We start from the raw sequence: 22,609 nt of genomic DNA, 5'->3' as shown, positions 1-22,609 counted from the left end.
GATGACGCCGAAGGCGCCACATCCGTGAGGACACGGCCTGGGAGATCTTACGGCCGCGCAGGTTCCGGAGGGCCGCCTTCGCCGACGACTGAGGCAGGTCACGCTGACGACGTTCCGAGACCTGGGAGTCATCCCAGAGATCGCCGATGCCCTGGAGACAGAGGGCATCCTTTCACCGTTCCCGATCCAAGAAATGGCGCTCCCGCTGGCCATCGCCGGCCAGGACGTCATCGGCCAGGCACGCACCGGCACCGGCAAGACCTACGCGTTCGGCGTCGCGATGCTGCAACTCGTGGGCAAGCCGCGGAAGAACCGCAAGAAGCCGCGCGGCCTGGTCCTCGTCCCCACCCGAGAGCTCGCCCTGCAGGTCAGCGAGGACCTGGTCCTCGCCGCAGGCAAGCTCGGTTCCCGAATCCTCACCGTGTACGGCGGCCGCGCCTACGAGCCGCAGATCGAGGCCCTCAAGAGCGGCGTCGACGTCATCGTGGGCACCCCCGGCCGACTCCTCGACCTGGTCAAGCAGAAGCACCTCGACCTCAGCCAGATCACCATGCTGGTGATGGACGAGGCCGACCGGATGCTCGACCTGGGCTTCCTCCCCGACATCGAGCGGATCATTAAGCTGGTCCCCGAGAAGCGGCAGACCATGCTGTTCTCCGCGACGATGCCGGGCGAGATCGTGGCGCTGTCGCGGCGGTACCTGAACCGCCCGATCCACGTCCGCGCCGAGCACAACGACGCCGAGGCCGAGGCGACCCCGCAGACCACGCAGTTCGTGTACCGCACGCACCGCATGGACAAGATCGAGATCGTGGCGCGGCTGCTGCAGAGCAGCACGAGCGGTCTCACCATGATCTTCTGCGAGACCAAGCGCGCCTGCGACATGGTGGCCGAGCAACTCCACGACAAGGGCTTCGCCGTCGCCGCCGTCCATGGCGACCTCGGCCAGGGCCAGCGCGAGCAGGCGCTGCGGGCGTTCCGCAACGGCAAGATCAACGTCCTGGTCGCCACCGACGTGGCGGCCCGCGGCATCGACATCGACGACGTCACCCACGTGGTCAACTACGACTGCCCGCAGGACGAGAAGACCTACGTCCACCGCATCGGCCGGACCGGCCGCGCCGGGCGCACCGGCGTCGCCGTGACGTTCGTGGAGTGGACCGAGCTCACCCGCTGGAAGGTGATCAACAACGCGCTCGGCCTCGACTTCGTCGAGCCGGTCGAGACCTACTCCAGCTCTCCGCACGTCTACACCGACCTCGGCATCCCCGAGGGCACCAAGGGCGTGCTGCCGCGTGCGAACCGCTCCCGGGCGGGTCTGGACGCCGAGGCGATCGAGGACCTCGGCGAGACCGGGCGGGTGCGCTCGCGCACTAGGTCCGACCGTTCCGACCGTTCCGACCGTTCCGGCCGGGACGAGCGCCGCGAGCGCCCGGCGCGTACGCCGAGGGAGCGCCGTCGCACCCGCGGCGGACGCAGCGTCGAGGCAGAGGCATCCGCCGACGTCCTCGAGCCGCAGGAGACTCCCGAGGTCGTGAAGGTCCAGGAGAGCGAGAAGGTCCGCGAGCGCGACGAGGCGGTCACCGTGAGCACGGCGGTCGTCGAGGAGACCCGGTTCGTTCCCGCGGACGATCTGGCGCCCGAACCGACGCCGGCTCCCCGGCCCAAGCCCGAACCGGAGCGGATCATCCCGCCGAACCCGTTCGTCGTGGTGTTCCGTTCACCGGATCTCGCGACCGACGACGACATTCCCGCGCCTTCCGCGGCGACGGAGCGCGCGGCCCAGCGCCGCCGCCCATCGCGGTCGCGACGAGGCGGATAACACGGGAGACACACCGGTCCCCGGCCCGCCGGCCGGGGACGGGAAACCGCCATCCGGCAGTGGGTAGACCCTCTGTAGGAGGCATGAAGTTATGGGTCACAACCGGCAAAGCGTTGTTGGCGGTGTCGCCGACAGCCTCGCTGGGTATCGTGGTGCCACGTGAGTACGCCGCGATTCCTGACGCTGCCCCCGGGTGTCACCACCGAGCAGATCGAGACGCCGGCGGGCACGTTCACGGTCCTCTCGGCGGAGCCCGTCAGCGGCGTCCCCGAGCGCTGGCCCGCCCTCCTCGTCCCGGGGTTCACCGGCAGCAAGGAGGACTTCATCTCCGTCCTCCAGACCCTCGCCCAGGCGGGGCGCAGGGTCGTCGCCGTGGACGTCCGCGGCCAGTACGAGACGCCGGGCCCCGAGGACCCGGCCGCGTACACGTGCGCGGCCCTGGGCGCCGACATCGACCTCGTCGCCCACGCCGTCGGGCAGGGTGAGCCGGTCCACCTGCTCGGTCACTCCTTCGGCGGCCTGATCACCCGCGAGACCACGCTGGACGGCACGGCCAAGCTCGCGTCGTACACGCTGATGAGTTCGGGACCCGCGGGCATCATCGGGCCGCGTGAGAGGGTCGGCCGGATCATGCTGGCCGAGCTGCCCGAATACGGCGTCGAATATCTCTGGACCAACCGGATGGAGCCCGACGCGATCAAGGCCGGCGTCCCCGACGAGATCGTGGCCTTCCTGCGCAAGCGCCTGCTCGCGCACTCACCCGCCGGGCTGATGGCCATGGCTCGGGAGGTCCTGAACGCCCCCGACCGCGTGGACGAGCTCGCCCAGTCCGGCCTCGCCATCCTCGTCCTGTACGGCGAGCACGACGACGGATGGCCGCCGTCGCTGCAGGCGGAGATGGCCGATCGGCTCGACGCGGAGTGCGTGGTCGTGCCCGGCGCCGCCCACTCCCCCGCCGTCGAAGCCCCGGAGACCACGGCGGCGGCGCTCACCCGCTTCTGGAACGCGGCGGAGAGCCAGATCCTGCACCACTCCTGAGCCGGCCGACGCGCCGAACCCCTGTCCTGGGAAGGAACCGTCCAGGACAGGGCGCCTGAGCGGGCCGCTCGCCGTCGAGGGACCTCGAGCGGCGGGAGGCGCTTCCGGCGGCCGACGCCTCGTCCCCGTCGAGAGCGCGCGGGAGCAACACAACCTGCGGCCAATGTTCTCCCTCGCCGACTCGGCCACCGACGTGATTTCCCACGGCGGGTTCAGTGCGTCGAGGCCAGGCCGTCCCACGAGTTCCGGTCCGGTGCGATCCGCTGCCCCTGTGGACAGTGCCGGCGGAAGTCACACCACGAGCAGATCGGCCCGGGATTGGGCGGGAACAGCGCGTCGATCTCCGGAGGCACGGAGAGTGCGCCGCCCGCGTCCGGCCCGGAGGTCCCCGGTCCCGGTGCGACAGACCGCCCACCCGCTCGCGAAGCGGCGGGCCGTGACCCACCCGGCCGGGACGCGGCCCAGGCGCGGTAGGCCTCGTCGGCCTCGGACGCCTCCAGCGCGATCTCCTCGGCCCGGCCCATATGCCGCCGGAGGGACTCGTCGTCGTGCTCCCACTCGGCCACCGATCCGGTGGGCAGGTGGTGCAGCTCCACCTTGCGGCAGGTGCGGTGCATCACGCGCGACGCGGCGACGGCGTACACGGCCAGGGCCAGCGAGGAACGCGCGTCGTCGGTTTCCGGCGCCCGGCGGCCCGTCTTGTAGTCGACGACCACGAGCTCGTCGCCGCGCCGGTCGAGCCGGTCGATGCGCCCGGAGACCGCGATCACGGAGGTCCGGGTGGCCACGGTGCGCTCGACGCCGACCGGCTCGTCCGCCGGATCGAGTGTCGCGACATATCCGAACACCATCTCACGGGCCCGGTCACGCCAGGCCAGGGACTGCTCCTGGTCGCGGAACCCCTCGCCGATCCAGCCGCTGGTGAGGAGGGTGGCCGCCGTCATCGGCGTCCGCCGCTCGTACGGCTGCCGCCACCACCCGGCCAGCGCGTTGTGGACCGAGGCCCCGACGCTGTTGTGCGCCCAGGGCGGCCCCTTCTGCGGCGCCGGCCGGTCGAGGTAGGTGAAGCGATAGCGGCGGCGGCAGTCGAGCCACGAGTTCAGCCGTGAGGGCGTGCACGCGTACAGCCGGCGCGGCATGCCCTCGAATCCGAGCTGCTCCATGCGGAGGCGACCTACTCGTCGTCGAGCGTCAGCCTGATGCCCGCGGCGCCGGTGCCGTCCACGAGGGGCGACTCGTGCTTCTCGTCGCCTCCGGTCAGGGAGCCGGACAGCCAGCCGTCGAACTGCGGCTCCAGGTCGCCGATCCGGGACTCCTCACCGTGGGCAGGCAGCACGCGGGTCGCGTGCGGGAGCGTGAACAGCCGCTCGCCGATGGCGGTGAGCTGGTCGGCCAGCGCGGGGTACTCCCCGCCGAGCCGGCCCGGGCCGTCGGCTTGGAGCGACTTGCCGGTGAACACCGCACCGAGCGACTCGCAGTACAGCGAGACGCCGCCCTGGGTGATGCCGGGTGTGGCGAGGACCTCCAGCTCGACGCCCGCGACGGAGAACAGCCCCTCGTCCTCCATGTCGATGTCGGGCCAGGTCTCCTCCCAGGTCTGGCGCCACAGGCGCTTGTCCTTGGGGTGCAGGGCGACGACGGCCTCGTCCCTGGCGGCCACCTCGATGGCGCCGCCCACGTGGTCGGGCAGCCCGTGGGTGCAGATGACGGCGAGCACCTCGCGGTCGCCCACCTTCTCCAGGATCTTGTCGGCGTCGCGAGCCGGGTCGACGACGATGACCTCCTCGTCGTCACCCACGATCCACGTGTTGTTCTCAACCTTGTGCTCGACGTCGTCGATCTCGACCACGCCGGAGGTCACCACTCGTTCGATACGCGCTGTCACATCTCAGACCCTACTAGTTCAGACCTCGCGTGGCTCGTCGTCGAGGCGTGGGGAGAACGCGCCGAACGGGAGGTCGAGCTCCTGGTCGGTGTCCCGGAGGTCGCGCAGGGAAAGCTGGGCGAGCGGGATCAGGCAGCCGGCCTCTGCCGGCCAGGCGATCAACCACAGCCAGTTGCCGAGCGCCTCTCCCACGTACACGGCGCGATCCGGCGGGATGCCCTTGAGGCACCAGAGCGCGCCCGGATGCCCGCGTATCTCGATCTTGGCGTTCGCGGGGCCGGTGTCGAACTCCGATCCCGGGTCGGGGCCGTCCAGACCGGCGTACGCGGCGCCGAGGCCGACACCGGGCTCCTCGGCGACGATCAGCAGGTCGGCCGGACCGTACGTGAGCGACGGTCCGGAGACGGCGACGACGGTGGCTCGGGCTCCGGTGCGCTCGTCGCCCACCTCGGCGAAGCCGGTCACCAGCCAGCCGGCGGGCAGCGGCCACGGCAGCCAGATGGGGACCACGGCCGCCTGCCTCAGGGCGTCGAGGACCGCCTGGGAGGGGCGGTGCGGTGGTTGGTAGGGGAGGACATCCCCGTGCGCGTCGCAGCGCCAGGAGCTGTTCCAGACGCTCGGCGGGTGCAGCGGCCCGAAACACCGCGGACAGGAAGGCGCGGTTCTCACAATTATCCACGCTGCTTCCGGCAAACCACGGGCGTCAAGAACCTCCCGGTTATCCGGTCGTAATGTTCTGTATGTGGTGAGATGCGTGGGTGCCATCGTCCGTGATCCGGTCGGACGTCTGTTGCTGGTCCGGCGTGGACATCCGCCCGGCGAGGGACTGTGGTCGCTTCCCGGCGGCCGGGTCGAGCCCGGCGAGAGCGATGCCGAGGCGGTACGGCGCGAGCTCCGCGAGGAGACCGGCCTGGACGGCGCGGTGGGCTCCCTGGCCGGGACCGTGCTGCGCGCGGGACCGGCGGGCGTGACGTACGAGATCCACGACTACCTGGTCACGGCCGTCGACGGCCGCCTCGCCCCGGGTGACGACGCCGCCGACGCCCGGTGGTGCTCCCCGGCGGAGCTGGTACGGCTGCCGCTGACCGACGGCCTGGTGGACGCCCTCGTCTCGTGGAAGGTCATCGATCCGCCGAGGTGAGCCTGCTTCGCCAGACCGTGAGGTGGTCCTGCGAGTAGGTGACCGAACGGCCGGCGGCCACGACGTCGTCCCCGGAGACCGCGACCGAGCCGAGCCACTGCGCGCCGTCGCCGCCGAGGCCGTCCGCGGTGAGCGTGTGGCGGCTCCAGTCGAGGCCGTCGCCGGAGGTCCAGACCGTGCTGTCCTCCTCGCCCGCCCGGCCGTGCGCGCCGACCGCGACCACGCCCTGCTTCGCCGCGGCGAGGTCGAGCACCGCGGCCGGCTCCTCCGCCGGCAGCCACGCGTACTCCCAGTGGGAGCCGTCGTCGGACGACACCGCGGCGAAGGGGCGGCCGCCGTCCGCGAGACCGACCGCGATCACCTCGTCGCCGCGCGCCACCACGTGGCGCAGGCCCGCGGAGTGGCTGTCGCCGGGAAGCACCCGGCCCTTGGCGGTCCAGTTGATCCCGTCCGATGACACCCACACGACGCCGGTCTCCCTGTCCGCGGTCCCCGAGCCGCCCACGGCCATGAACCCGGACGGTGTGGCGGTGACGTCGGCGATGCGCACCCCCGCGCCCCCGGTCGGCATCGCGCCCTGCGGCGCGCGGGTGAACCGCTTGAGGTCGGGACTGAACCACAGCGCGGGCAGCACGCCTGTCGCGCCCCGGTCCTCTCCCGCGACCACGTAGCCCTTCGGCCCGGCGGCGACCGCGTTCGGGGCCAGGAGGAAGTGCCCGGAGGGCACCTCGACGTCCGGGCCGGGCTTCCACGTCCTGCCGTCCGCCGAGGTGACCAGGAGGGGCCGGGTGACCGCCGGGTCGGAGGTCGTGGTGCCGACCGCCAGCCATCCCTTCCGGCCGTGCGCGACCGCGCTCAACGCCTGGCGCCCCGGGCCGCCGAGCACGCCGGCGTCGCCGATACTCTTCCAGCCCGCGCCGCCGTCGCCGCTGGTCCAGATGCCGGCGTCGCCGCCCCCGGAGCCCACGGCGACGAACAGGCCGCCCGCCGCTGCCAGGCCCGTCGTCTCCCTGGCCTGCCTGGTCAGCCCGGCGATCTGTTCAGGGGGAACGGCCTTCGCCTTCTTGCCCTCGCGCGCCGTCATCAGCACGGGCAGGTTCTCCACGTCGCCGGGGCCGCGCTTGTCGCCGCCCGCGACGAGCACGCCCGCGTCGGTGATGGCGAGCCCGCGCAGCGTTCCCGGGATCTCGCCGAGATCGGCGCTCTTGGTCCACTCGTGCCCGTCCGCGCTCGTGTAGAGGGCGTACCGCTCCCAGGCCTGCTCGGTCACCGCCGCGATCCCCGCCGCGGAGGAGGCGAGGCCACGTACGCCCGCTCCCTCGGGGCCGAGCTTCCCGATGGTGCCGCACCGATCCCATTTCGCGCCGTCCGGGGAGCAGAAGACCGGCACCTCGCCGGCCGCGGAGCGCTGCCGCGTCGGGACCAGCACGAACCCCTTGTCCGTCGCGGCCAGTGCGCCCGGCTCCGGCCGTACGTCCGCCAGGGCGACGGCCGTACGGAGCCAGGACCTGCCGCCGTCGGCCGAGCGCAGGACGACCGACGCGGAGCCCTCGCCCGGATCGGCCAGGGCGACGACCTGGTCGCCCCGCGCGGCCACGGCGCGCATGCCCCGCACCTTGTCGGGGGTGCCGATCTGGCCGCTGTCCACCCGGGTCCACCCCTGCCCGTCGGGCGACACCCAGACGACCGGTCCGGCGGTGCCGTCCGGGAGGGTGGCGGTGCCCACGGCCACGAATCCGCTCGCGGTCCTGGCCAGGTCGGTGATCCTGTCCTGGCTCCAGAAGGCGGTCAGCCGGATGGGGTCCACCGCCGTCCAGGTCACACCGTCGGAGGAGACCCACATGCCGCGCGCCCCCGGACCGGCGGCCCCGGGCGCGTCGGTGCCCGCGGCGAGCCAGCGCCCGCCGCCGCCCACGACTCGCCCCACGGCTCCGCCGACGGTGCCGTAGCCGGACGGCCCGGCGACCCGGCCCAGCTGCCACTTCTCCCCGCCGTCCGTGGAGACGAGGAAGAGCGGCCTCGGCACGGGACCGCTGATGTCGCTGCCCACGGCCACCACCGTCGAGCCCGCCGACGTGACCGCGTTGAGCACCTGGCTGGAGCCGTTGCCCGGCAGCCCGGGCGCGGGGAACGCGTCGTCGCCCGACCGGCCGTCCCCCGACGCGAGGAGCAGCCCGGACGTGGAATCGTCCGACACCCAGCGGGCGACCCCGAACGCGGCCGCGAGCAGCACGGCGAGCGCCAGCACCGGGGCGAGGTATCTGCGGACGCGGAAGGGGCGTTTGGGCTCGCTCCGCCTCCGGTGATGGTGATGGCGGCCGCCGCGCGGGCCGGACGCCACGAGCGCGTCGGGGCGGGCCGGGTGCCCTCCCGGTGGGGCGCCGATCCGGCGCAGCGGCTCCGGCTCCTCGATCCCGGGCTGCTCAGCCTGGTCAGGGTGCTCCGGTTGATCCGTCTGCTCCGGTTGATCCGTCTGCTCCGGTTGATCCGTCTGCTCCGGTTGATCCGTCTGCTCCGGTTGCGCGGGCTGTACCGGCTGGTCGCGTACCGGCTGGGGGTGGGCGGGGTGGCCGGAGGCGACGAGCTTGTCGGGGCGGTTGACCAGCCGCCGGGGACCCGAAGGTGCGAACTCAGGGTGCTCCGGTTGGTCGGGCTGTGCTGGCGGGGCAGCCTGGTCGCGTACCGGCTCCGCCGGCTGGGGGCGGCCGGAGGCGACGAGCTTGTCCGGGCGGTTGACCAGCCGCCGAGGGCCCGGAGCCGCGGGCTCGTCGGCGTACGGGCGACGGCCGGCGCGGCGCTGAGGCGGCGGCTCGTCGGGTACCGGGGCGGCGAAGGGGGGAAGCTGCCACGGCGACGATCCCCGGGAGGGATCGCCTGCCGGATCTTCTCGGGCGGACGGGATCGCCGGGGGCGGCGCCGGGTATTCCTCATCGCGTGAAGGGGGGTCCGAGTCCACGCTCCGTGCCTCCACTAGAACGGCGAAGCGGACGCGAGCATGTTGATACCCGGTCTCCGGCTGGCGATCACCTCTACAGACCAACACGCCGACGCCGTGCTGAAAATACCTCTCTAGTGAGATTTATCGAGAGAGCGTCTGAATTGCCCGCTTTCGGGCGATTATCAGCACTGAGACGGTGAATACGGCGAACTGGACGATCGTCCCGACGATGGTCTGCCAGGGCACGGAGCCCTGTTCCAGCGCGTTCCGCAGCCCGCCCGCGGCCGCGGTCATCCCGAACGCGAACACGTTGTTGACCGCGTGCAGCGCGATCGGCGCCTCCAGGCCGCCGGTGCGGATGGCGACCCATCCCATGAGCAGGCCGAACCCGAAGACGTACGCGATGCCCCAGTCGGTGTAGCCGTGCAGCGACGCGAAGGCGGCCGCGCCGACGACGATGCCCGGCACCGGATTGCGCAGGTACGCCCCGAACGCCTGGAGGATCCACCCGCGGAACACGTACTCCTCGGCCGCCGCCTGGAACGGCACGAGCACCACGATGACGATCAGCGGGGCGAGGAAGCGGTCCCAGCCCACCCAGGTGAACCCGCTGGACACGCCCGTCGCCAGGAACGTGAGCTGCTGCGCGACCTCGCCGAGGATCACCGCGACCAGCGCGATCGGCACGCACAGGAGCAGCCATCCCCAGCGCAGCCGTCCGGCGACCGAGGAGACCGTGCCCGGCCGCCGCCGCTGCACCACCCAGGCCGCCCCGAGCACCAGCGGGATCGCCAGGGCGAGCAGCACGAGGTTGAGCCCGAGCGTCATCAGGGGGTCGGCGAAGATCTGGGTGCCGCTCATCACCATCGGCACGCCGGAGAGAAGCGAGATCAGCACCGCGGCGAGCCCGACCGCGAACGACACGACGAGATACGCGGCGACGATGGCGAGCGTGCCGACGATCGGGCGCCACCATCTGTGCAGGGCCGTACGGGCCAGCCGGTCGTACCGGGTGCCCGAAGGCGGCGGCACGGTCCACGGTCGCGGGGGAGGCGGAGGCTGCCACTGGTACGGGCCGCCGGGAGGCGGCCACCCCGGTCCCCCCGGAGGGGGCCACTGCCGGCCCTCAGGAGGGGGCCCGGGCTGGTGCGGCTGAGGCGGGGTGTCCTGCGGCGGGTACCCCTCCCCTCCAGGCGGGTTCCCGTGCGGCGGGTACCCCTCCCCGCCCTGCCCTCCAGGCGGGTTCTCTCCCTCGGCCGGGTTCCAGGGCGGGGGCGGTGTCCCGTGCGGGGGCGGTGTCCCGTGCGGGCCTCCGGGCGGGTCGCCCCCTGCGGCCGGGTTCCACTGCGGCTCGGTCATCAACCCATTGTCGGCCGCTCGAAGCTCCGTTCCCTCGTCAGCCCCGCCGCGCGGCCCTTGGCGGCCACCACGAGCGCCATCTTGCGCGACGCCTCGTCGATCATCTCGTCGCCCAGCATGGCCGCGCCGCGCCGCTCCACCGTCGTGTAGTACTCGTACGCGTCGAGGATCAGCTCGGCGTGCTCGTAGTCCTCCTGGGACGGCGAGAACACCTCGTTGCCCGCCTCCACCTGCGAGGGATGCAGCACCCACTTGCCGTCGAAGCCGAGCGCCGCCGCCCGGCGGGCCACGCGGCGGAAGCCGTCCACGTCCTTGATCGCCAGGTACGGCCCGTCGATGGCCTGCAGGTCGTTGGCCCTGGCCGCCATCAGGATCCGCATCAGGATGTAGTGGTAGGCGTCGCCCTCGCCGTACCCGGGCGGCTGCTCGCCGACGACCAGCGTCTTCATGCCGATGGACGCCATGAAGTCGGCGGGCCCGAACACCAGGGTCTCCAGGCGGTCGGACGAGGCGGCGATGGCGTCCACGTTGACGAGGCCGCGCGCGCTCTCGATCTGCGCCTCGATACCGATCCTCCGGGTCAGCCCGAGCGCCTTCTCGATCTGGGTGAGCAGCATGTCGAGCCACACGACGTGCGAGGCGTCCTCGACCTTGGGCAGCAGGAGGCAGTCGAGGTGGTCGCCCGCGCCCTCGACGACGTCGACCACGTCGCGGTAGGCCCACTGCGTGGTCACGTCGTTGATCCGGACGACGATCGTCTTCCCGGACCAGTCGCCGTCGCGGAGCGCGGCGACGACGTTTTCGCGCGCCTGTTCCTTGGCCGCCGGTGCCACCGCGTCCTCCAGGTCGAGGAAGACCTCGTCGGCGGCCAGCCCCTGGGCCTTCTCGATGAAACGGGGGTTGCTGCCGGGCACGGCCAGGCACGAACGTCGAGCACGCATGCCCAAACGCTAGCGGGGCCCTGTCCGATCGCTACAAAGGAGGTGCCGCGTTCTTGGCGCGGGCGTCGTACGGCCATGGGCGTGTCTTTCGCGAAGAATGGCGGCATCTACGAGCGTTGAGGGAGTACGTGATGTCCGAAATCGCCCCCGGGGTGCGCCCCGCCGTCCTGTCCGATCTCATCCCCGGTGCCCGGGTCCGCGACGCCGCCCTCGTCCTCGGCGGCGCGGCGCTGACCGGCCTGGCCGCCCAGGTCGCGGTCCCGATCCCGGGCTCTCCCGTCCCGGTCACCGGCCAGACCCTCGCGGTCGTGCTCGTCGGCGCCGCGCTCGGCTTCAACCGGGCCGCGCTCAGCATGCTCGTGTACGTCCTGGCGGGCATCGCGGGCGTGCCGTGGTTCGCCGGCGGCGCCCACGGCCCGGGTGGGGCGACCTTCGGCTACCTGATCGGGTTCATGGTCGCCGCGGCCCTCGTCGGCAGGCTGGCCGAGCGCGGCGGCGACCGCACCCCGGCGCGTACGGCGGGCACGATGGTCGTCGGCAACCTGGTGATCTACGCCTTCGGAGTGCCGGTGCTGATGGCGGTCACCGGCATGGGCGTGGGCGCGGCCCTCGCCGCCGGCGTGGTGCCGTTCCTGGTCGGCGACGCCCTGAAGATCGCCGTCGCGGCCGGTCTGCTGCCCGCCGCCTGGCGTCTCACCCGGCGTTCCGGCCGATGAGTGCTCCTCTGATCGAGGAGGGCGCGAAGAAATCCGGCGTGCTGTGGGTGACCCTGCCCGCCGGACCGCGCCTGGCCTGGCACGTGTGGCACTCCGGGGCGATCTACGTCGTGACCGGCGGCGGCGAGCAGGAGCTGCCCGGCCTGGCGGAGGCGTCCGAGGTGGAGGTGACCCTCCGCAGCAAGGACAACGGCGCCGAGCTGGTCCGGTTCACTGCCTCGGTCGAGGCGGTGGACCAGGCGGCCTCCCCCGACGTGGTGGCCACGCTCGCCAAGGAGCGGCTGAACGCTCCCGACGCGGCCACGCTCCCGGCCCGGTGGGCCGCCGGGTCGGTCATCCTGCGACTGACGCCTCGGGCGTGAGCTGTACGGCGGGGCCGGTCCCGGGGCGGGCGGCGGCCGACTGGGCGAGCAGAGCGCCCGCGAGGACGACGACGCCACCGATGATCTGGGCTCCGCCGAGCCGCTCGCCGAGGAGGAACCAGGCGACGACGGCACCCGCGATGACCTCCAGGGTGGCCACGGTGGCGCCGACCACGGCCGAGAGGCGGCGCACCGCGATCACGCCCGTCACGTACGCGGTGATCGTGGCCACCAGCACCAGCCAGAGGGCGGCGCCCAGCACGGGCAGGGTGTGGCCGCCCACGGTGGCGGTACGGCCGAACGCGGTCCAGTCGATGTTCCAGGGGCGGGCGAGCGGCAGGAGCACCACGGCCGCCCCGGCCATACCCCAGGCGATCAACCCGAGCGGGTCCAGGTCGTCATCCGAGAAAGCATCATTCATCAGGAAATATCCGGCGGAGCAGGCGGCGGCCACGAGCCCCACCGCCAGCCCGAGCGTGTCGAGCCGGATACCGTCCCACACCTCCACGACCACGGCCAGCCCGGCCACCGCGATCACGGCGCCCACGTAGGCCGATCGGGCGAGCCGCAGCCGGCGGACGAACCGCGCCCAGACCACGACCAGCACCGGCGAGAGGTACTCCAGGAGCAGCGCGATCCCGACCGGCAGCCGGGTGATCATGAAGAAGTACAACCCCTGGACGGCGGCCACCGCGACCAGCGCGTACGCGCCGACGAACAGCAGCCGGTCACGCGGGACGCGCAGGGCCCTCGGCCGTACGATCGCGAGAGCGACGATCAGCAGCAGCCCCGCCCCGCCCATGCGTACCCAGACCGCTTCGAGCGGGGACAACCCGGCGGCTCCCAGGTACCGCGCCATGGGCCCGGAGAATCCGAAACAGCACGCGGACGCCACCGCGATCGCCAGGCTCGCCGCCCTCATGGCCACCACCTCATGTAACTACCATTAGCCCCTTTTGATCCTGTCATACCAGGCCGTCCCGCGCATCCCGGCGTAATCTGACCAGGTGGACCGCATCTTCGTGGCCCGGCTGGCCGGGCTCGCGGTGTTCGACCCGGCCGGCGACCAGATCGGCCGGATCCGGGACGTCGTGGTCGCGATGCGCGGCCCGCTCCCGCCGCGCGTCCACGGCTTCGTCGTCGAGATCCAGCCGCGCCGCCGGGTCTTCCTGCCGATCACCCGCGTCACCAGCGTCGAGCCGCGCGCCGTCGTCTTCACCGGCAAGATCAACATGCGCAGGTTCGAGCAGCGCGAGTCCGAGACGCTGGCCATCGGCGAGATGCTCGACCTGAAGGTGCGCCACCAGAGCGAGCAGGCCACCGTGCTCGACCTCGCGATGGAGCGGGCCCGCCCGACCGAGTGGGTGCTCAGCAAGGTCGCCGTACGGCGCGGCACCAAGCGCAGGGGCGAGACCCTGATCGTGGACTGGGACGAGGTCACCGGCTTCGACGTGGTCCAGAAGGACCAGGGCGCGGCCTATCTGCTCGCCGCCTTCGACGCGATGCGCTCGGCCGACCTCGCCAACGTGCTCCACGAGCTGCCGCGCAAGCGGATGGCCCAGGTCGCCGCCGCCCTCGACGACGACCGCCTCGCCGATGTCCTCGAAGAGCTGCCCGAACGGGACCAGGTCGCCGTGCTGAGCCAGCTCAACGCCGAGCGCGCCGCCGACGTGCTGGAGGCGATGAGCCCGGACGACGCGGCCGACCTGCTCCAGGAACTGCCCGCGGGCGAGGCCGAGGCCCTGCTGCGCCTGATGATCCCCGAGGAGGCCGCGCCCGTACGGCGGCTGCTGACGTACGACGAGGACACCGCCGGCGGCATGATGACGACCGAGGCGGTGATCCTCCCGCCCAACGCCACGGTGGCCGAGGCGCTCGCGCACATCCGGCAGCAGGAGCAGACCCCGGCGGTCGCCGCCCAGGTCTACGTCGCCCGCCCGCCGACCGAGACGCCGACCGGCCGGTTCCTCGGCGTGGCCCATTTCCAGCGGCTCCTGCGAGAGCCTCCGTCCACCATGCTCGGCGGCGTGATAGACAACACCGTCGATCCGATCAGGCCCGACCTCCCCCTTCCGGGGGTCGCGTCCTATCTGGCGACGTACAACCTCGTCGCGACCCCCGTGGTGGACGAGCACGGGCGGTTGCTCGGAGCGGTGACGGTGGACGACGTCCTGGACCACATGCTGCCGCACGACTGGCGGGAGAGAAATGACTGAGCGGCTCGACCAGCCGCGGGACGTGACCATGCGGCTGCGCCCCCACTACGATCCGGAGGCGTTCGGGCGGCTCTCCGAGCAGATCGCCCGCTTTCTCGGCACCGCCCGCTTCATCGTCTACATGACGGTGTTCGTGAGCGTCTGGGTGTCGTGGAACGTCCTGGCGCCGTTCAAGTTCGACCCCTATCCGTACATCTTCCTGACGCTCATGCTCTCGCTCCAGGCGTCGTACGCGGCCCCGCTGATCCTGCTCGCACAGAACCGGCAGAGCGACCGCGACCGCGTGCAGTACGAGCAGGACCGGGTGGCGGCCGACCGCACCCAGGCCGAGATCGAGTACCTCACGCGGGAGATCGCCGGCCTGCGGATCGCCATCGGCGAGATGGCGACCAGGGACTACATCCGCTCGGAGCTCCAGCACCTCCAGGAGGAGCTGGGCGGCGGCGACCACTAGCCGCAGGGACACCGCCGCCCCCTCCCGGCACGTACGGCACGGCGGCACGCCCAATGAGCGGTCCCTGTGTTCGGAGGACAGGGACCGACTCCATAGCATGGATCCATGGCACCGACCCCAGAATTGGTGACGGCGGCGCTGGCGACGGTCAACGACCCGGAGATCCGCCGGCCGATCACCGAGCTCGACATGGTCAAGAGCATCGATATCTCCCCTGACGGGGTGGTGCGCGTCGGCGTGTTCCTCACCGTCGCCGGCTGCCCCCTGAAGGACACCATCACCCGTGACGTCACCAACGCCGTCTCCAAGATCGACGGCGTGACGCGCGTCCACGTGGACATGGACGTCATGAGCACCGAGCAGCGCAAGGCCCTGCAGACCAAGCTGCGCGGCGACCGGGCCCCGGAGAAGGAGATCCCGTTCGCCAAGCCGGGGTCGCTGACGCGCGTGTTCGCCGTCGCGAGCGGCAAGGGCGGCGTGGGCAAGTCGTCCGTGACCGTGAACCTCGCCGCCGCCATGGCCGACTCCGGGCTCAAGGTCGGCGTCGTGGACGCCGACATCTACGGCCACTCCGTACCGCGCATGCTCGGCGTGGACCAGCGGCCCACCAAGGTCGAAGACATGATCATGCCGCCGGTGGCGCATGACATCAAGGTCATCTCGGTCGGCATGTTCAAGCCCGAGGGCAACACCCCGGTCGTGTGGCGGGGCCCCATGCTCGACCGGGCGCTGCACCAGTTCCTCGCCGACGTCTTCTGGGGCGACCTCGACGTCCTGCTCCTGGACCTGCCCCCGGGCACCGGCGACATCGCCATCTCCGTGGCGCAGCGGATGCCGTCCGCCGAGATCCTCGTCGTGACGACCCCGCAGCAGGCCGCGGCCGAGGTGGCCGAGCGCGCCGGTTCCATCGCCGCGCAGACCCACCAGCAGATCGCCGGTGTCATCGAGAACATGGCGTGGCTGCCCTGCCCGCACTGCGACGAGCGCATCCCGGTGTTCGGCGAGGGCGGCGGCCAGACCGTGGCCGACGCGCTGACCCGGACCCTGGGCGCGCGGGTGCCGCTGCTCGGCCAGGTCCCGCTCGACATGCGGCTGCGCGAGGGCGGCGACGAGGGCAAGCCGCTGGTGCTGACCGACCCGGACGCTCCGGCCGCCGCCGAGCTGCGCCGGATCGCGGCAGGGCTGAGCAAGAAGTCCACCAGCCTCAAGGGGCTCAAGCTGGACATCTCGCCCAGCGGTCGCTGACCTCTCCGCTCCTGAGCCCGCTCACACCGTGAGCGGGCTCACGCGTATCCGGCCCGCGCAGCAGGGCTTGATTTGTCAGAGATGACCTAGGTCGCTTCGGTGTCGTACGGCGGGATCTCGCCGAAGCCGAGCTCGCCGCCGGGCGGCGGGGCCGCGGCCATCGCCGGGACCGGCCCCGCGGCGGACGACGCGTTCCAGTCGTTCTCGACGTCGTCCAGCAGGTGCTTGCGGACGAACGTCTTGGGATTGAGGTCCGCGGGATCGAAGTTCTTGAACTCCGGGCCGAGGTTGGACTCCAGATCCGCCTTGGCGTTGTTGGCCATCTGGCGGAGTTGCCGGAGCGTACGACCGGCCTGCTGGGCCGCTTGCGGCAGCTTCTCCGGGCCGAACACCAGCAGTGCGATCACCACGAGTGCCAGGATCTCCGGCCAACCCAGTCCGAACACAGGTGATCTCCTCTTCCAGGAACAGCTGGTTTCAGACTAATAGCACCTGACTGCTATTACGACGGGTGCGCCGTGGGTGCTGGTGCGGCGGTGACGGTGACGCTCACCGTCTTCTCGTCGCCGTCGTGCCGGAACTTGAGCTTCACCTGGTCGCCGGGGGCTTTGTTGCGGATCGTCACGATGAGCTCGCGGCTGTCGTCGACCGGCTGCCCGTCGATCTCCAGGATGATGTCGCCGGGCTTGAGGCCCGCCTTGTCCGCCGGCCCGCCGGGCGTGACCGCGGGCTCGCCGCCGCTCGTCCCGGAGGCGATCCGTACGCCCGGGCCCTGGTACTGCGTGTCGACGGTGATGCCGATCCGCGAGGTGCGGGCGCTGCCCGTCGTGATGAGCTCCTGCGCGACCCGCCTGACGTGGTTGATCGGGATCGCGAAGCCCAGGCCGATGCTGCCGGTCTGCTGGCCGAGCGCCGCACCGCTGCCCAGCGTGGCGATGGCCGAGTTCACCCCGATCACCTGCCCGGACGCATTGACGAGCGGGCCGCCGGAGTTGCCGGGGTTGATCGCGGCGTCGGTCTGGATCGCGTTGATCAGCGCGTAGTCGGAGCCGGTCTCCCCGCCCGCCTCCACAGGGCGGTTGAGCGAGCTGACGATGCCGGTGGTGACGGTGCCCCTGAGGCCGAGCGGCGAGCCGACGGCGATCACGGGGTCGCCCACGACCACGCCGTCGGAGTTGCCGAGGGTGATCTCCGGCGCCCCGAAGGTGTCCTCCGGCTTGACCACGGCGATGTCGGAGTTCGGGTCGCGGCCGACGATCTTCGCGGTGGTCGACCTGCGGTCGTTGAACCGGATCCGAATCTCTCCGCTCTGCGCGGCCACCGCGACGACGTGGTTGTTCGTCACGATGTAGCCGCCCTTGATGACGAAACCGGAGCCCGTCCCGGCCTCCTGGTTGCCCTTGACCTCCAGCGAGACCACGCTGGGCAGCACCCGGGCCGCGACCCCCGCGACGGAGTCGGGCGGTCGCGTGGTGGAGCCGGAGGGCACCGCACTGAGCCGATACGACGGGTCGGTGCCGGACGGCGGCCGCGTCAGCAGGTAGGTGCCGACGCTCCCCGCGGCGCCCGCGACGAGCGCGATGACCACGGCGAGGGCGAGGTAGAACCGCGTCGGCGGAGCCGTACGGACGGGAGCGGGCGGGAGCGGCGGCGGAGGGCCCCATCCGGGCCCCAGCCCGGCCGCCCGCTCGGGGGCGGGGAGGAAGTCAGGCCACCCCTGCCTGCCGAACGCGCCGGAATCGAACCCGCCCGTGTCGTCGGTCATGCGCGCGGTCCCTCCTGCGTTCGAACGTCATCGAGCGAGGTGGGTGCGCAAGCTCGGCGACGGGCTGGGCGTCGGGCTCGTCTGCGGTGGAGCGATTCTCTGCTGCGGATTGACGAACTGCACCGGAGGGTTGGGCGTCTGCTGACCCCCGGTGCCGCCGACGATGAACATCGTACCGAGAGCCACGGCCGCGGACGCGAACCCCACCGCCACATATCCCGCCCGGCGGGTACGGCTCGACCGTCCCGGCCCGGAACGGCCGCCCGCCAGCCGGGGCCGGTTGTCCGCCGGGGCGATGCCCATCGACGGCAGCCGGGTGGCGGCGAAGGCCGGATGGTCGGGGAACGGCCGTATGCGCGGCGGGATCGGCCCTCCCGGCTCCGACATGCGCAGCAGCGACATGGTGAGGTCGGCCGGCATGGTGGGCGGCTCGATGGAGCGCAGCCGGCTCTTCAGCGCGCGCATGGCGTCGACCTCGGCACGGCAGTCCGCACAGAAGGTCAGGTGCGCGAGCGCCCGCTCACGATCCCTGTGACCGAGTTCGCCGTCGATGAGCGCGGAAACGCGCTCGCCAAGATGACTCATGCACCCTCCTTGCTGAACGAAGGGGGGAATTGGTCACCGTTCCTGTTCGCCCCCGGGGCGCGGTGGTCCAGCGCCTCACGCAACTGGGCACGCCCGCGGTGGATCCTGCTGCGCACGGTGCCCAGCTTCACGCCGAGCGTCGCCGCGATCTCCTCGTAGGACAGCCCCTCGATGTCGCACAGCACCACGGCCGCCCGGAACTCGGGCGCCAGCGCGTCGAGCGCCGCCTGGATGTCGTGCTCCAGGTGGGCGTCGTCGTACGCCTGCGCCGGGGACGGCTCCCGGCCGTGCAGCCGCTCGGCGGCGTCGTCGGCCAGGCCCTCGAACCTGATGCGCTGCCTGCGGCGCGCCATGTCGAGGAAGAGGTTCGTGGTGATGCGGTGCAGCCAGCCCTCGAAGGTGCCGGGCGTGTAACTGGACAGTGAGCGGAAGACCCGGACGAAGACCTCCTGCGTCAGGTCCTCGGCGTCGTGCACGTTGCCGGTGAGGCGGTACGCGAGCCGGTAGACCCGGGCGGAATGCGTTCTGACGACCTCCTCCCAGGTGGGAGGCGTCCAGTCGGACACGGGGGCGTCCGCCTGGTGGTCGTGATGGTCCACCGGGAGTCCTCTCTGCAGGATCGTCGCTACAGCCATAGTGCCTGGTTTCGCCCCTTCCTGCGCACCGCGTTCGAGCGGTCTGTACAAAGACCGTTCAAAGCGTGCAACGTCCCCGTTGTGGCGTGAGTTCCCGTTCGACCCCGACTCCCCTAGGCTGCGACAGAATGCAGGAGGGAAGGAGAGGCCGATGGCGACGACCCCGGCCAGCCTGGCCTACGCGGAGGAGTTCGTCCCCGAGGACGAGATCCTGCGATCCGCGCGCCGGCGGAGCATCGAGGTGGGAGCGCCCCCGATCCTGCCCGGGTGCGGGGCGGCGCTCTGCTTCCTCGCCACGGCGATCAACGCCAGGTCGGTGGTCGAGGTCGGCACGGGTTGCGGCGTGTCGGGGCTCTGGCTCCTGCGCGGCATGCGTTCCGACGGCACGCTGACCAGCGTCGACGCCGAGCCGGAGCACCAGCGGCTGGCCCGTAAGACGTTCGCGGAGGCCGGCTTCTCCGGCAGCAGGATCCGCCTGATCGGCGGCCGCGCCCTCGACGTGCTCCCCCGCCTGGCCGACGGGGGGTACGACCTCGTCTTCTGCGACGCCGCCAAACAGGAGTACGGCGACTACCTGGCCGAGTCGGTACGGCTGCTGCGCGTCGGCGGGATCGTCGCGTTCGGCGACGCCCTCTGCGACGACCGTGTGGCCGATCCCACACAGCGCGACCCGGACACCGTCGCCGTACGGGAACTGGGCAAGCTTGTCCGCGCCGACGACCGGCTCCGTCCGCTGATGCTGCCCCTCGGCGACGGCCTCCTCGCCGCGGTCAAACTAGCTCAGTGACGCGAGGTAGCCGAGGAGCAGCCGGACGCCGAACCCGGTGCCACCCTTGGTGATCTCGCCGTCGTCCGCGGTCGACCGCGCCGGGCCCGCGACGTCGAGATGCGCCCACGGCCGTCCGCCGGTGAACTCCCTGAGGAAGAGCGCCGCGGCCACCGAGCCGGCCGAGCCGGACATCCTCCGGTCCACGTTGGCCAGGTCGGCGATGTCGGAGTCGAGGTCGGCGCGGTAGTCGTCGATCAGCGGCATCCGCCACAGCCGGTCGCCGGTCGCCTCCCCCGCCGCCAGCAACGCCGCCGCCAGCGGCTCGTCGGTCGCGTAGAGCGCGCCGAGCCGCAGCCCGAGCGCGATCTTGGCCGCGCCGGTGAGCGTGGCGATGTCGATCAGGACGTCAGGAGCGAGCTCGGCGTCGGCGTAGGCGAGGGCGTCCGCCAGCACCAGCCGGCCCTCGGCGTCGGTGTTCAGGACCTCGACGGTGCGCCCGCCGTACTGGGTGATGACGTCGCCGGGCCGCTGCGCGGACCCGGAGAACGCGTTCTCCGCGCAGGCCACGAGCCCGGTCACCCGCACCGGGACGCCGGCGGTCGCCAGCGCGCCCATCACGGCGATGACGGCCGCGCCGCCCGCCATGTCGGTCTTCATCGTCTTCATGCCCTCTTCGGGCTTGAGCGACAGGCCACCGGTGTCGAACGTGATGCCCTTGCCGACGAGGACGACGTGCCGGGTGGCCCCCTCGGGCGCGTAGGTGAGCTCGACGAGCCTGGGCGGGTAGGCCGAGCCCTGCCCGACCGCCCGGATGCCGCCGAACCCGTCGAGCGCGGTGTCCTCGCGGAAGCCCAGACCGACGCTCGCGGCGACCTGCCGCGCCTGGTCCGCCAGCCAGGCCGGGGACTTGATCGACGACGGGGTGTTGACGAGGTCGCGGGCCAGCGCCGTCGCGCGGGCGACCGTCTCGCCGCGCCGCAGCGCCTCCTCGTCCCCGCCGACGAAGACGATGTCGGGAGGCGTGCGTACGGCGCCGATCCTGAAGGTGTACGACGCGAGCAGCGCGCCCTCGGCCAGCGCGGCGGCATCGACGGTCTCCGGCACCCGGATCCAGACCCGCGCGCCGCCCTTGACCTTCCTGGCCACGGAGGCGCCCGCCTTCCGCAGGTCGGCCGCCGAACCCCCGCCGACGCCGTACAGGAGAACACGGCGGATGCCCGAGCCGAGCGCGACCGGGACCTCGACGACCTCTCCGGGTTCCCCCTTGGCCTCGTAATGGGCCAGCAGCGCGTCGACCGGCAACGGCAGATCCGCGGGTGGAGCGAGATCGCGTCCGAACGGCACGGCGACGAACTGCGCGTCGGCGGCGGGCTCGGTGACGAAGGTCGGCGTGGTCTCTATCGGCACAGGCACCTCCAACAAGGCGGCCCCGGCACCGGGATCACCCCCGCCGCCAGGGCCGAAAAGCGAACAGGTCGGCTGGGAGTCAGCCGACCACCTTCTTCAGTGCGTCTCCAAGGGCGCCGGCCTCATCAGCCGAGAGCTCGACGACGAGCCGGCCGCCACCCTCGAGGGGGACCCGCATGACAATGCCCCGGCCTTCCTTGGTGACTTCCAGCGGACCGTCGCCAGTCCGCGGCTTCATCGCCGCCATGCGTGCATCCCTTCCCACGTCGCCGGCTGCCCCGGGGGGTGGCCGACATATTCACGTCTTGATGTGATGGCCTATTATCCCGCCTCTGAGCTTAAAAAGGTAACGACCATGCCCCGCACAGTCGATCAAAGGGCGTCGGATATGCATTGTCGGCGGCGCATCGGCACAGCACACTGGGTGGGGTGAACGCCCGCGCCGCGCTTTTCGATCTGTACGGAGACCATCTCCGTAGCCGTGGCGGGCGCGCGTCCGTGGCCGCTCTCGTCCGACTGCTGGCACCGCTCGGCATCGCCGCTCCGGCCGTGCGCACCGCGATCTCGCGGATGGTCCGCCAGGGCTGGCTCGCCCCCGTACGGCTGCCGCAGGGCCCCGGCTATATGGTGACGCCGAAATGTGTGAACCGCCTGGATGAGGCGGGGGCGCGCATTTACCGGGTGGGCCCGGTGAACTGGTCGGGCCGCTGGCACATGCTCGTCCTCGAACCTGTCCGTGACCGGCAGCGCCGGGAGCGGCTCCGGGCGGACCTCGCGTTCCTCGGCTACGCGCCGCTCTCCGAGACGACCTGGATCGGCCCGCGCCCCTCCCCCGAGCTCGACGCGCTGCGGATCAACGCGTACGTGTTCGACGCGACCCTCGCCGGGGACCCGAGCGAGCTGGTGGCCCGGGCCTGGGATCTGTGCGCCATCGCGCGGGCGTACGAGCAGTGGCTGGCCGACGCCGAGGTCCTCGTCGGCTCGCTGCCCGACGACGCCGACGACGACCAGGTCTTCGCGGTGCGCAGCAGGCTGCTGCACGGGTGGCGCAACTTCCTGTTCCGCGACCCGGGGCTGCCCGCCGAGCTGCTGCCCCCCGGCTGGCCGGGAGAGAAGGCCCGCCTCTACTTTGAGCAGGAGGCCGCCCGGCTGCTGCCGGCCGCCGTCGCGTTCGTCGATCGGAACATGGATGGAACGTTTGACGACTCTCTGTACGGCTGAGCCGGGACGATCACGACCCGCGCGGGTCCCGCCCCTGGGCTCCGCCGTGGGTCCTGTCCCGATCGGTGCCGAAGGTGGCCGGCGAGCCCGCTGTGCCGTGCCGTGTTTCC

The 22,609-nt window shown here is 72.0% G+C and carries 24 protein-coding genes; 11 read left to right on the top strand and 13 right to left on the bottom strand.

All coding sequences use genetic code 11. The features are described 5' to 3' along the window. The first annotated feature begins 193 nt into the window (after positions 1–193). Positions 194–1,822, top strand: a complete 1,629-nt coding sequence (locus tag AWQ68_RS10810; protein ID WP_245655847.1) for a DEAD/DEAH box helicase — start codon at positions 194–196, stop codon at positions 1,820–1,822. A gap of 159 nt (positions 1,823–1,981) precedes the next feature. Beyond that, on the top strand, positions 1,982–2,860 hold the full coding sequence (locus AWQ68_RS10805) for an alpha/beta fold hydrolase (protein WP_066938510.1): 879 nt from the start codon (positions 1,982–1,984) through the stop codon (positions 2,858–2,860). Positions 2,861–3,072: 212 nt separating this feature from the next. Here the strand turns inward: AWQ68_RS10805 and AWQ68_RS10800 are convergent, their stop codons facing one another. The 3 genes from AWQ68_RS10800 to AWQ68_RS10790 are packed head-to-tail and all read right to left on the bottom strand — an operon-like array spanning position 3,073 to position 5,414. Beyond that, entirely contained in the window at positions 3,073–4,023 is a 951-nt protein-coding gene (locus tag AWQ68_RS10800) for a RecB family exonuclease (protein WP_066938508.1), read from the bottom strand. Between the two features lie 11 nt (positions 4,024–4,034). Then, complete coding sequence (locus AWQ68_RS10795; protein ID WP_066938506.1) at positions 4,035–4,745, bottom strand: MBL fold metallo-hydrolase; 711 nt, start codon at positions 4,743–4,745, stop codon at positions 4,035–4,037. An 18-nt stretch (positions 4,746–4,763) separates the two neighbouring features. Beyond that, positions 4,764–5,414 carry a DUF6758 family protein gene (locus AWQ68_RS10790; protein WP_066938503.1) on the bottom strand — a complete coding sequence of 217 codons (651 nt, stop codon included), beginning with the start codon at positions 5,412–5,414 and terminating at the stop codon, positions 4,764–4,766. An 85-nt stretch (positions 5,415–5,499) separates the two neighbouring features. Between AWQ68_RS10790 and AWQ68_RS10785 the strand changes: the two genes are divergently transcribed. Further along, on the top strand, positions 5,500–5,886 hold the full coding sequence (locus AWQ68_RS10785) for an NUDIX hydrolase (protein ID WP_084463849.1): 387 nt from the start codon (positions 5,500–5,502) through the stop codon (positions 5,884–5,886). Here the strand turns inward: AWQ68_RS10785 and AWQ68_RS10780 are convergent. Continuing rightward, the gene (locus AWQ68_RS10780) at positions 5,867–8,134 is read right to left on the bottom strand and encodes a hypothetical protein (protein WP_066938498.1); all 2,268 of its coding nucleotides are present in this window, start codon (positions 8,132–8,134) and stop codon (positions 5,867–5,869) included. The genes AWQ68_RS10785 and AWQ68_RS10780 overlap by 20 nt on opposite strands. A gap of 63 nt (positions 8,135–8,197) precedes the next feature. Between AWQ68_RS10780 and AWQ68_RS10775 the strand changes: the two genes are divergently transcribed. Further along, positions 8,198–8,824 (top strand): hypothetical protein, encoded by a 627-nt coding sequence (locus AWQ68_RS10775; protein WP_157545103.1) that lies wholly within the window; start codon positions 8,198–8,200, stop codon positions 8,822–8,824. A 141-nt stretch (positions 8,825–8,965) separates the two neighbouring features. Here AWQ68_RS10775 and AWQ68_RS10770 read toward each other — a convergent pair whose 3' ends face one another. Next, positions 8,966–9,856, bottom strand: a complete 891-nt coding sequence (locus AWQ68_RS10770) for a CPBP family intramembrane glutamic endopeptidase (RefSeq protein WP_066938493.1) — start codon at positions 9,854–9,856, stop codon at positions 8,966–8,968. A gap of 326 nt (positions 9,857–10,182) precedes the next feature. Further along, the gene (locus AWQ68_RS10765) at positions 10,183–11,124 is read right to left on the bottom strand and encodes an HpcH/HpaI aldolase/citrate lyase family protein (RefSeq protein ID WP_066938490.1); all 942 of its coding nucleotides are present in this window, start codon (positions 11,122–11,124) and stop codon (positions 10,183–10,185) included. A 131-nt stretch (positions 11,125–11,255) separates the two neighbouring features. Here AWQ68_RS10765 and AWQ68_RS10760 point away from each other — a divergent pair, with 131 nt between their 5' ends. Further along, positions 11,256–11,840 (top strand): biotin transporter BioY, encoded by a 585-nt coding sequence (locus AWQ68_RS10760; RefSeq protein ID WP_066938487.1) that lies wholly within the window; start codon positions 11,256–11,258, stop codon positions 11,838–11,840. Beyond that, entirely contained in the window at positions 11,837–12,202 is a 366-nt protein-coding gene (locus AWQ68_RS10755; protein WP_066938484.1) for a hypothetical protein, read from the top strand. The genes AWQ68_RS10760 and AWQ68_RS10755 overlap by 4 nt, the downstream gene beginning before the upstream one ends. Here AWQ68_RS10755 and AWQ68_RS10750 read toward each other — a convergent pair. Beyond that, positions 12,174–13,124, bottom strand: coding sequence for an EamA family transporter (locus AWQ68_RS10750; protein WP_066938483.1), 951 nt, complete (start codon positions 13,122–13,124; stop codon positions 12,174–12,176). The genes AWQ68_RS10755 and AWQ68_RS10750 overlap by 29 nt on opposite strands. Before the next feature lie 85 nt (positions 13,125–13,209). On the opposite strand from AWQ68_RS10750, the gene AWQ68_RS10745 reads away from it, so the two are divergent. The 3 genes from AWQ68_RS10745 to AWQ68_RS10735 all read left to right on the top strand — a co-directional run bounded on the left by AWQ68_RS10745 (position 13,210) and on the right by AWQ68_RS10735 (position 16,117). Further along, entirely contained in the window at positions 13,210–14,418 is a 1,209-nt protein-coding gene (locus tag AWQ68_RS10745; protein ID WP_066938480.1) for a magnesium transporter MgtE N-terminal domain-containing protein, read from the top strand. Continuing rightward, on the top strand, positions 14,411–14,872 hold the full coding sequence (locus AWQ68_RS10740) for a DUF1003 domain-containing protein (protein ID WP_066938477.1): 462 nt from the start codon (positions 14,411–14,413) through the stop codon (positions 14,870–14,872). The genes AWQ68_RS10745 and AWQ68_RS10740 overlap by 8 nt, the downstream gene beginning before the upstream one ends. 105 nt (positions 14,873–14,977) lie before the next feature. Further along, a complete protein-coding gene (locus tag AWQ68_RS10735; RefSeq protein WP_066938474.1) occupies positions 14,978–16,117 on the top strand; it encodes an Mrp/NBP35 family ATP-binding protein in 1,140 nt (379 codons plus the stop codon). Positions 16,118–16,203: 86 nt separating this feature from the next. On the opposite strand, the gene AWQ68_RS10730 is transcribed toward AWQ68_RS10735, so the two are convergent. From AWQ68_RS10730 to sigE, 4 genes are read right to left on the bottom strand one after another with little or no spacing between them, the layout of a single operon-like run. Continuing rightward, positions 16,204–16,563 (bottom strand): sec-independent translocase, encoded by a 360-nt coding sequence (locus tag AWQ68_RS10730; RefSeq protein ID WP_066938472.1) that lies wholly within the window; start codon positions 16,561–16,563, stop codon positions 16,204–16,206. A gap of 56 nt (positions 16,564–16,619) precedes the next feature. Further along, complete coding sequence (locus tag AWQ68_RS10725; RefSeq protein ID WP_084463848.1) at positions 16,620–17,882, bottom strand: S1C family serine protease; 1,263 nt, start codon at positions 17,880–17,882, stop codon at positions 16,620–16,622. Between the two features lie 27 nt (positions 17,883–17,909). Next, positions 17,910–18,467 (bottom strand): anti-sigma factor family protein, encoded by a 558-nt coding sequence (locus AWQ68_RS10720; RefSeq protein WP_066938469.1) that lies wholly within the window; start codon positions 18,465–18,467, stop codon positions 17,910–17,912. Then, on the bottom strand, positions 18,464–19,102 hold the full coding sequence (gene sigE, locus AWQ68_RS10715) for an RNA polymerase sigma factor SigE (protein WP_066938467.1): 639 nt from the start codon (positions 19,100–19,102) through the stop codon (positions 18,464–18,466). Before sigE ends, AWQ68_RS10720 begins: the two co-directional genes overlap by 4 nt. 151 nt (positions 19,103–19,253) lie before the next feature. Between sigE and AWQ68_RS10710 the strand changes: the two genes are divergently transcribed. Then, positions 19,254–19,889 carry an O-methyltransferase gene (locus AWQ68_RS10710; RefSeq protein WP_066938465.1) on the top strand — a complete coding sequence of 212 codons (636 nt, stop codon included), beginning with the start codon at positions 19,254–19,256 and terminating at the stop codon, positions 19,887–19,889. Here AWQ68_RS10710 and AWQ68_RS10705 read toward each other — a convergent pair. Both AWQ68_RS10705 and AWQ68_RS40670 read right to left on the bottom strand, forming a co-directional pair. Then, positions 19,878–21,278: a leucyl aminopeptidase gene (locus AWQ68_RS10705; RefSeq protein ID WP_066938462.1), complete on the bottom strand. Its 1,401-nt coding sequence runs from the start codon at positions 21,276–21,278 to the stop codon at positions 19,878–19,880. The two genes, AWQ68_RS10710 and AWQ68_RS10705, sit on opposite strands and share 12 nt — an antisense overlap. A gap of 79 nt (positions 21,279–21,357) precedes the next feature. Then, positions 21,358–21,525 (bottom strand): DUF3117 domain-containing protein, encoded by a 168-nt coding sequence (locus AWQ68_RS40670; RefSeq protein ID WP_082777371.1) that lies wholly within the window; start codon positions 21,523–21,525, stop codon positions 21,358–21,360. 182 nt (positions 21,526–21,707) lie between these two features. Here AWQ68_RS40670 and AWQ68_RS10700 point away from each other — a divergent pair, with 182 nt between their 5' ends. Next, entirely contained in the window at positions 21,708–22,499 is a 792-nt protein-coding gene (locus AWQ68_RS10700; RefSeq protein ID WP_066938460.1) for a PaaX family transcriptional regulator, read from the top strand. Positions 22,500–22,609 lie beyond the last annotated feature (110 nt).

Origin of the sequence: Microtetraspora fusca (genome assembly GCF_001570365.1) — a bacterium.
GTDB classification, from domain to species: Bacteria; Actinomycetota; Actinomycetes; order Streptosporangiales; family Streptosporangiaceae; genus Microtetraspora; species Microtetraspora fusca.
Note: the sequence above shows the minus strand (reverse complement) of the source record. Positions and strands in the feature narration are given on the sequence as shown.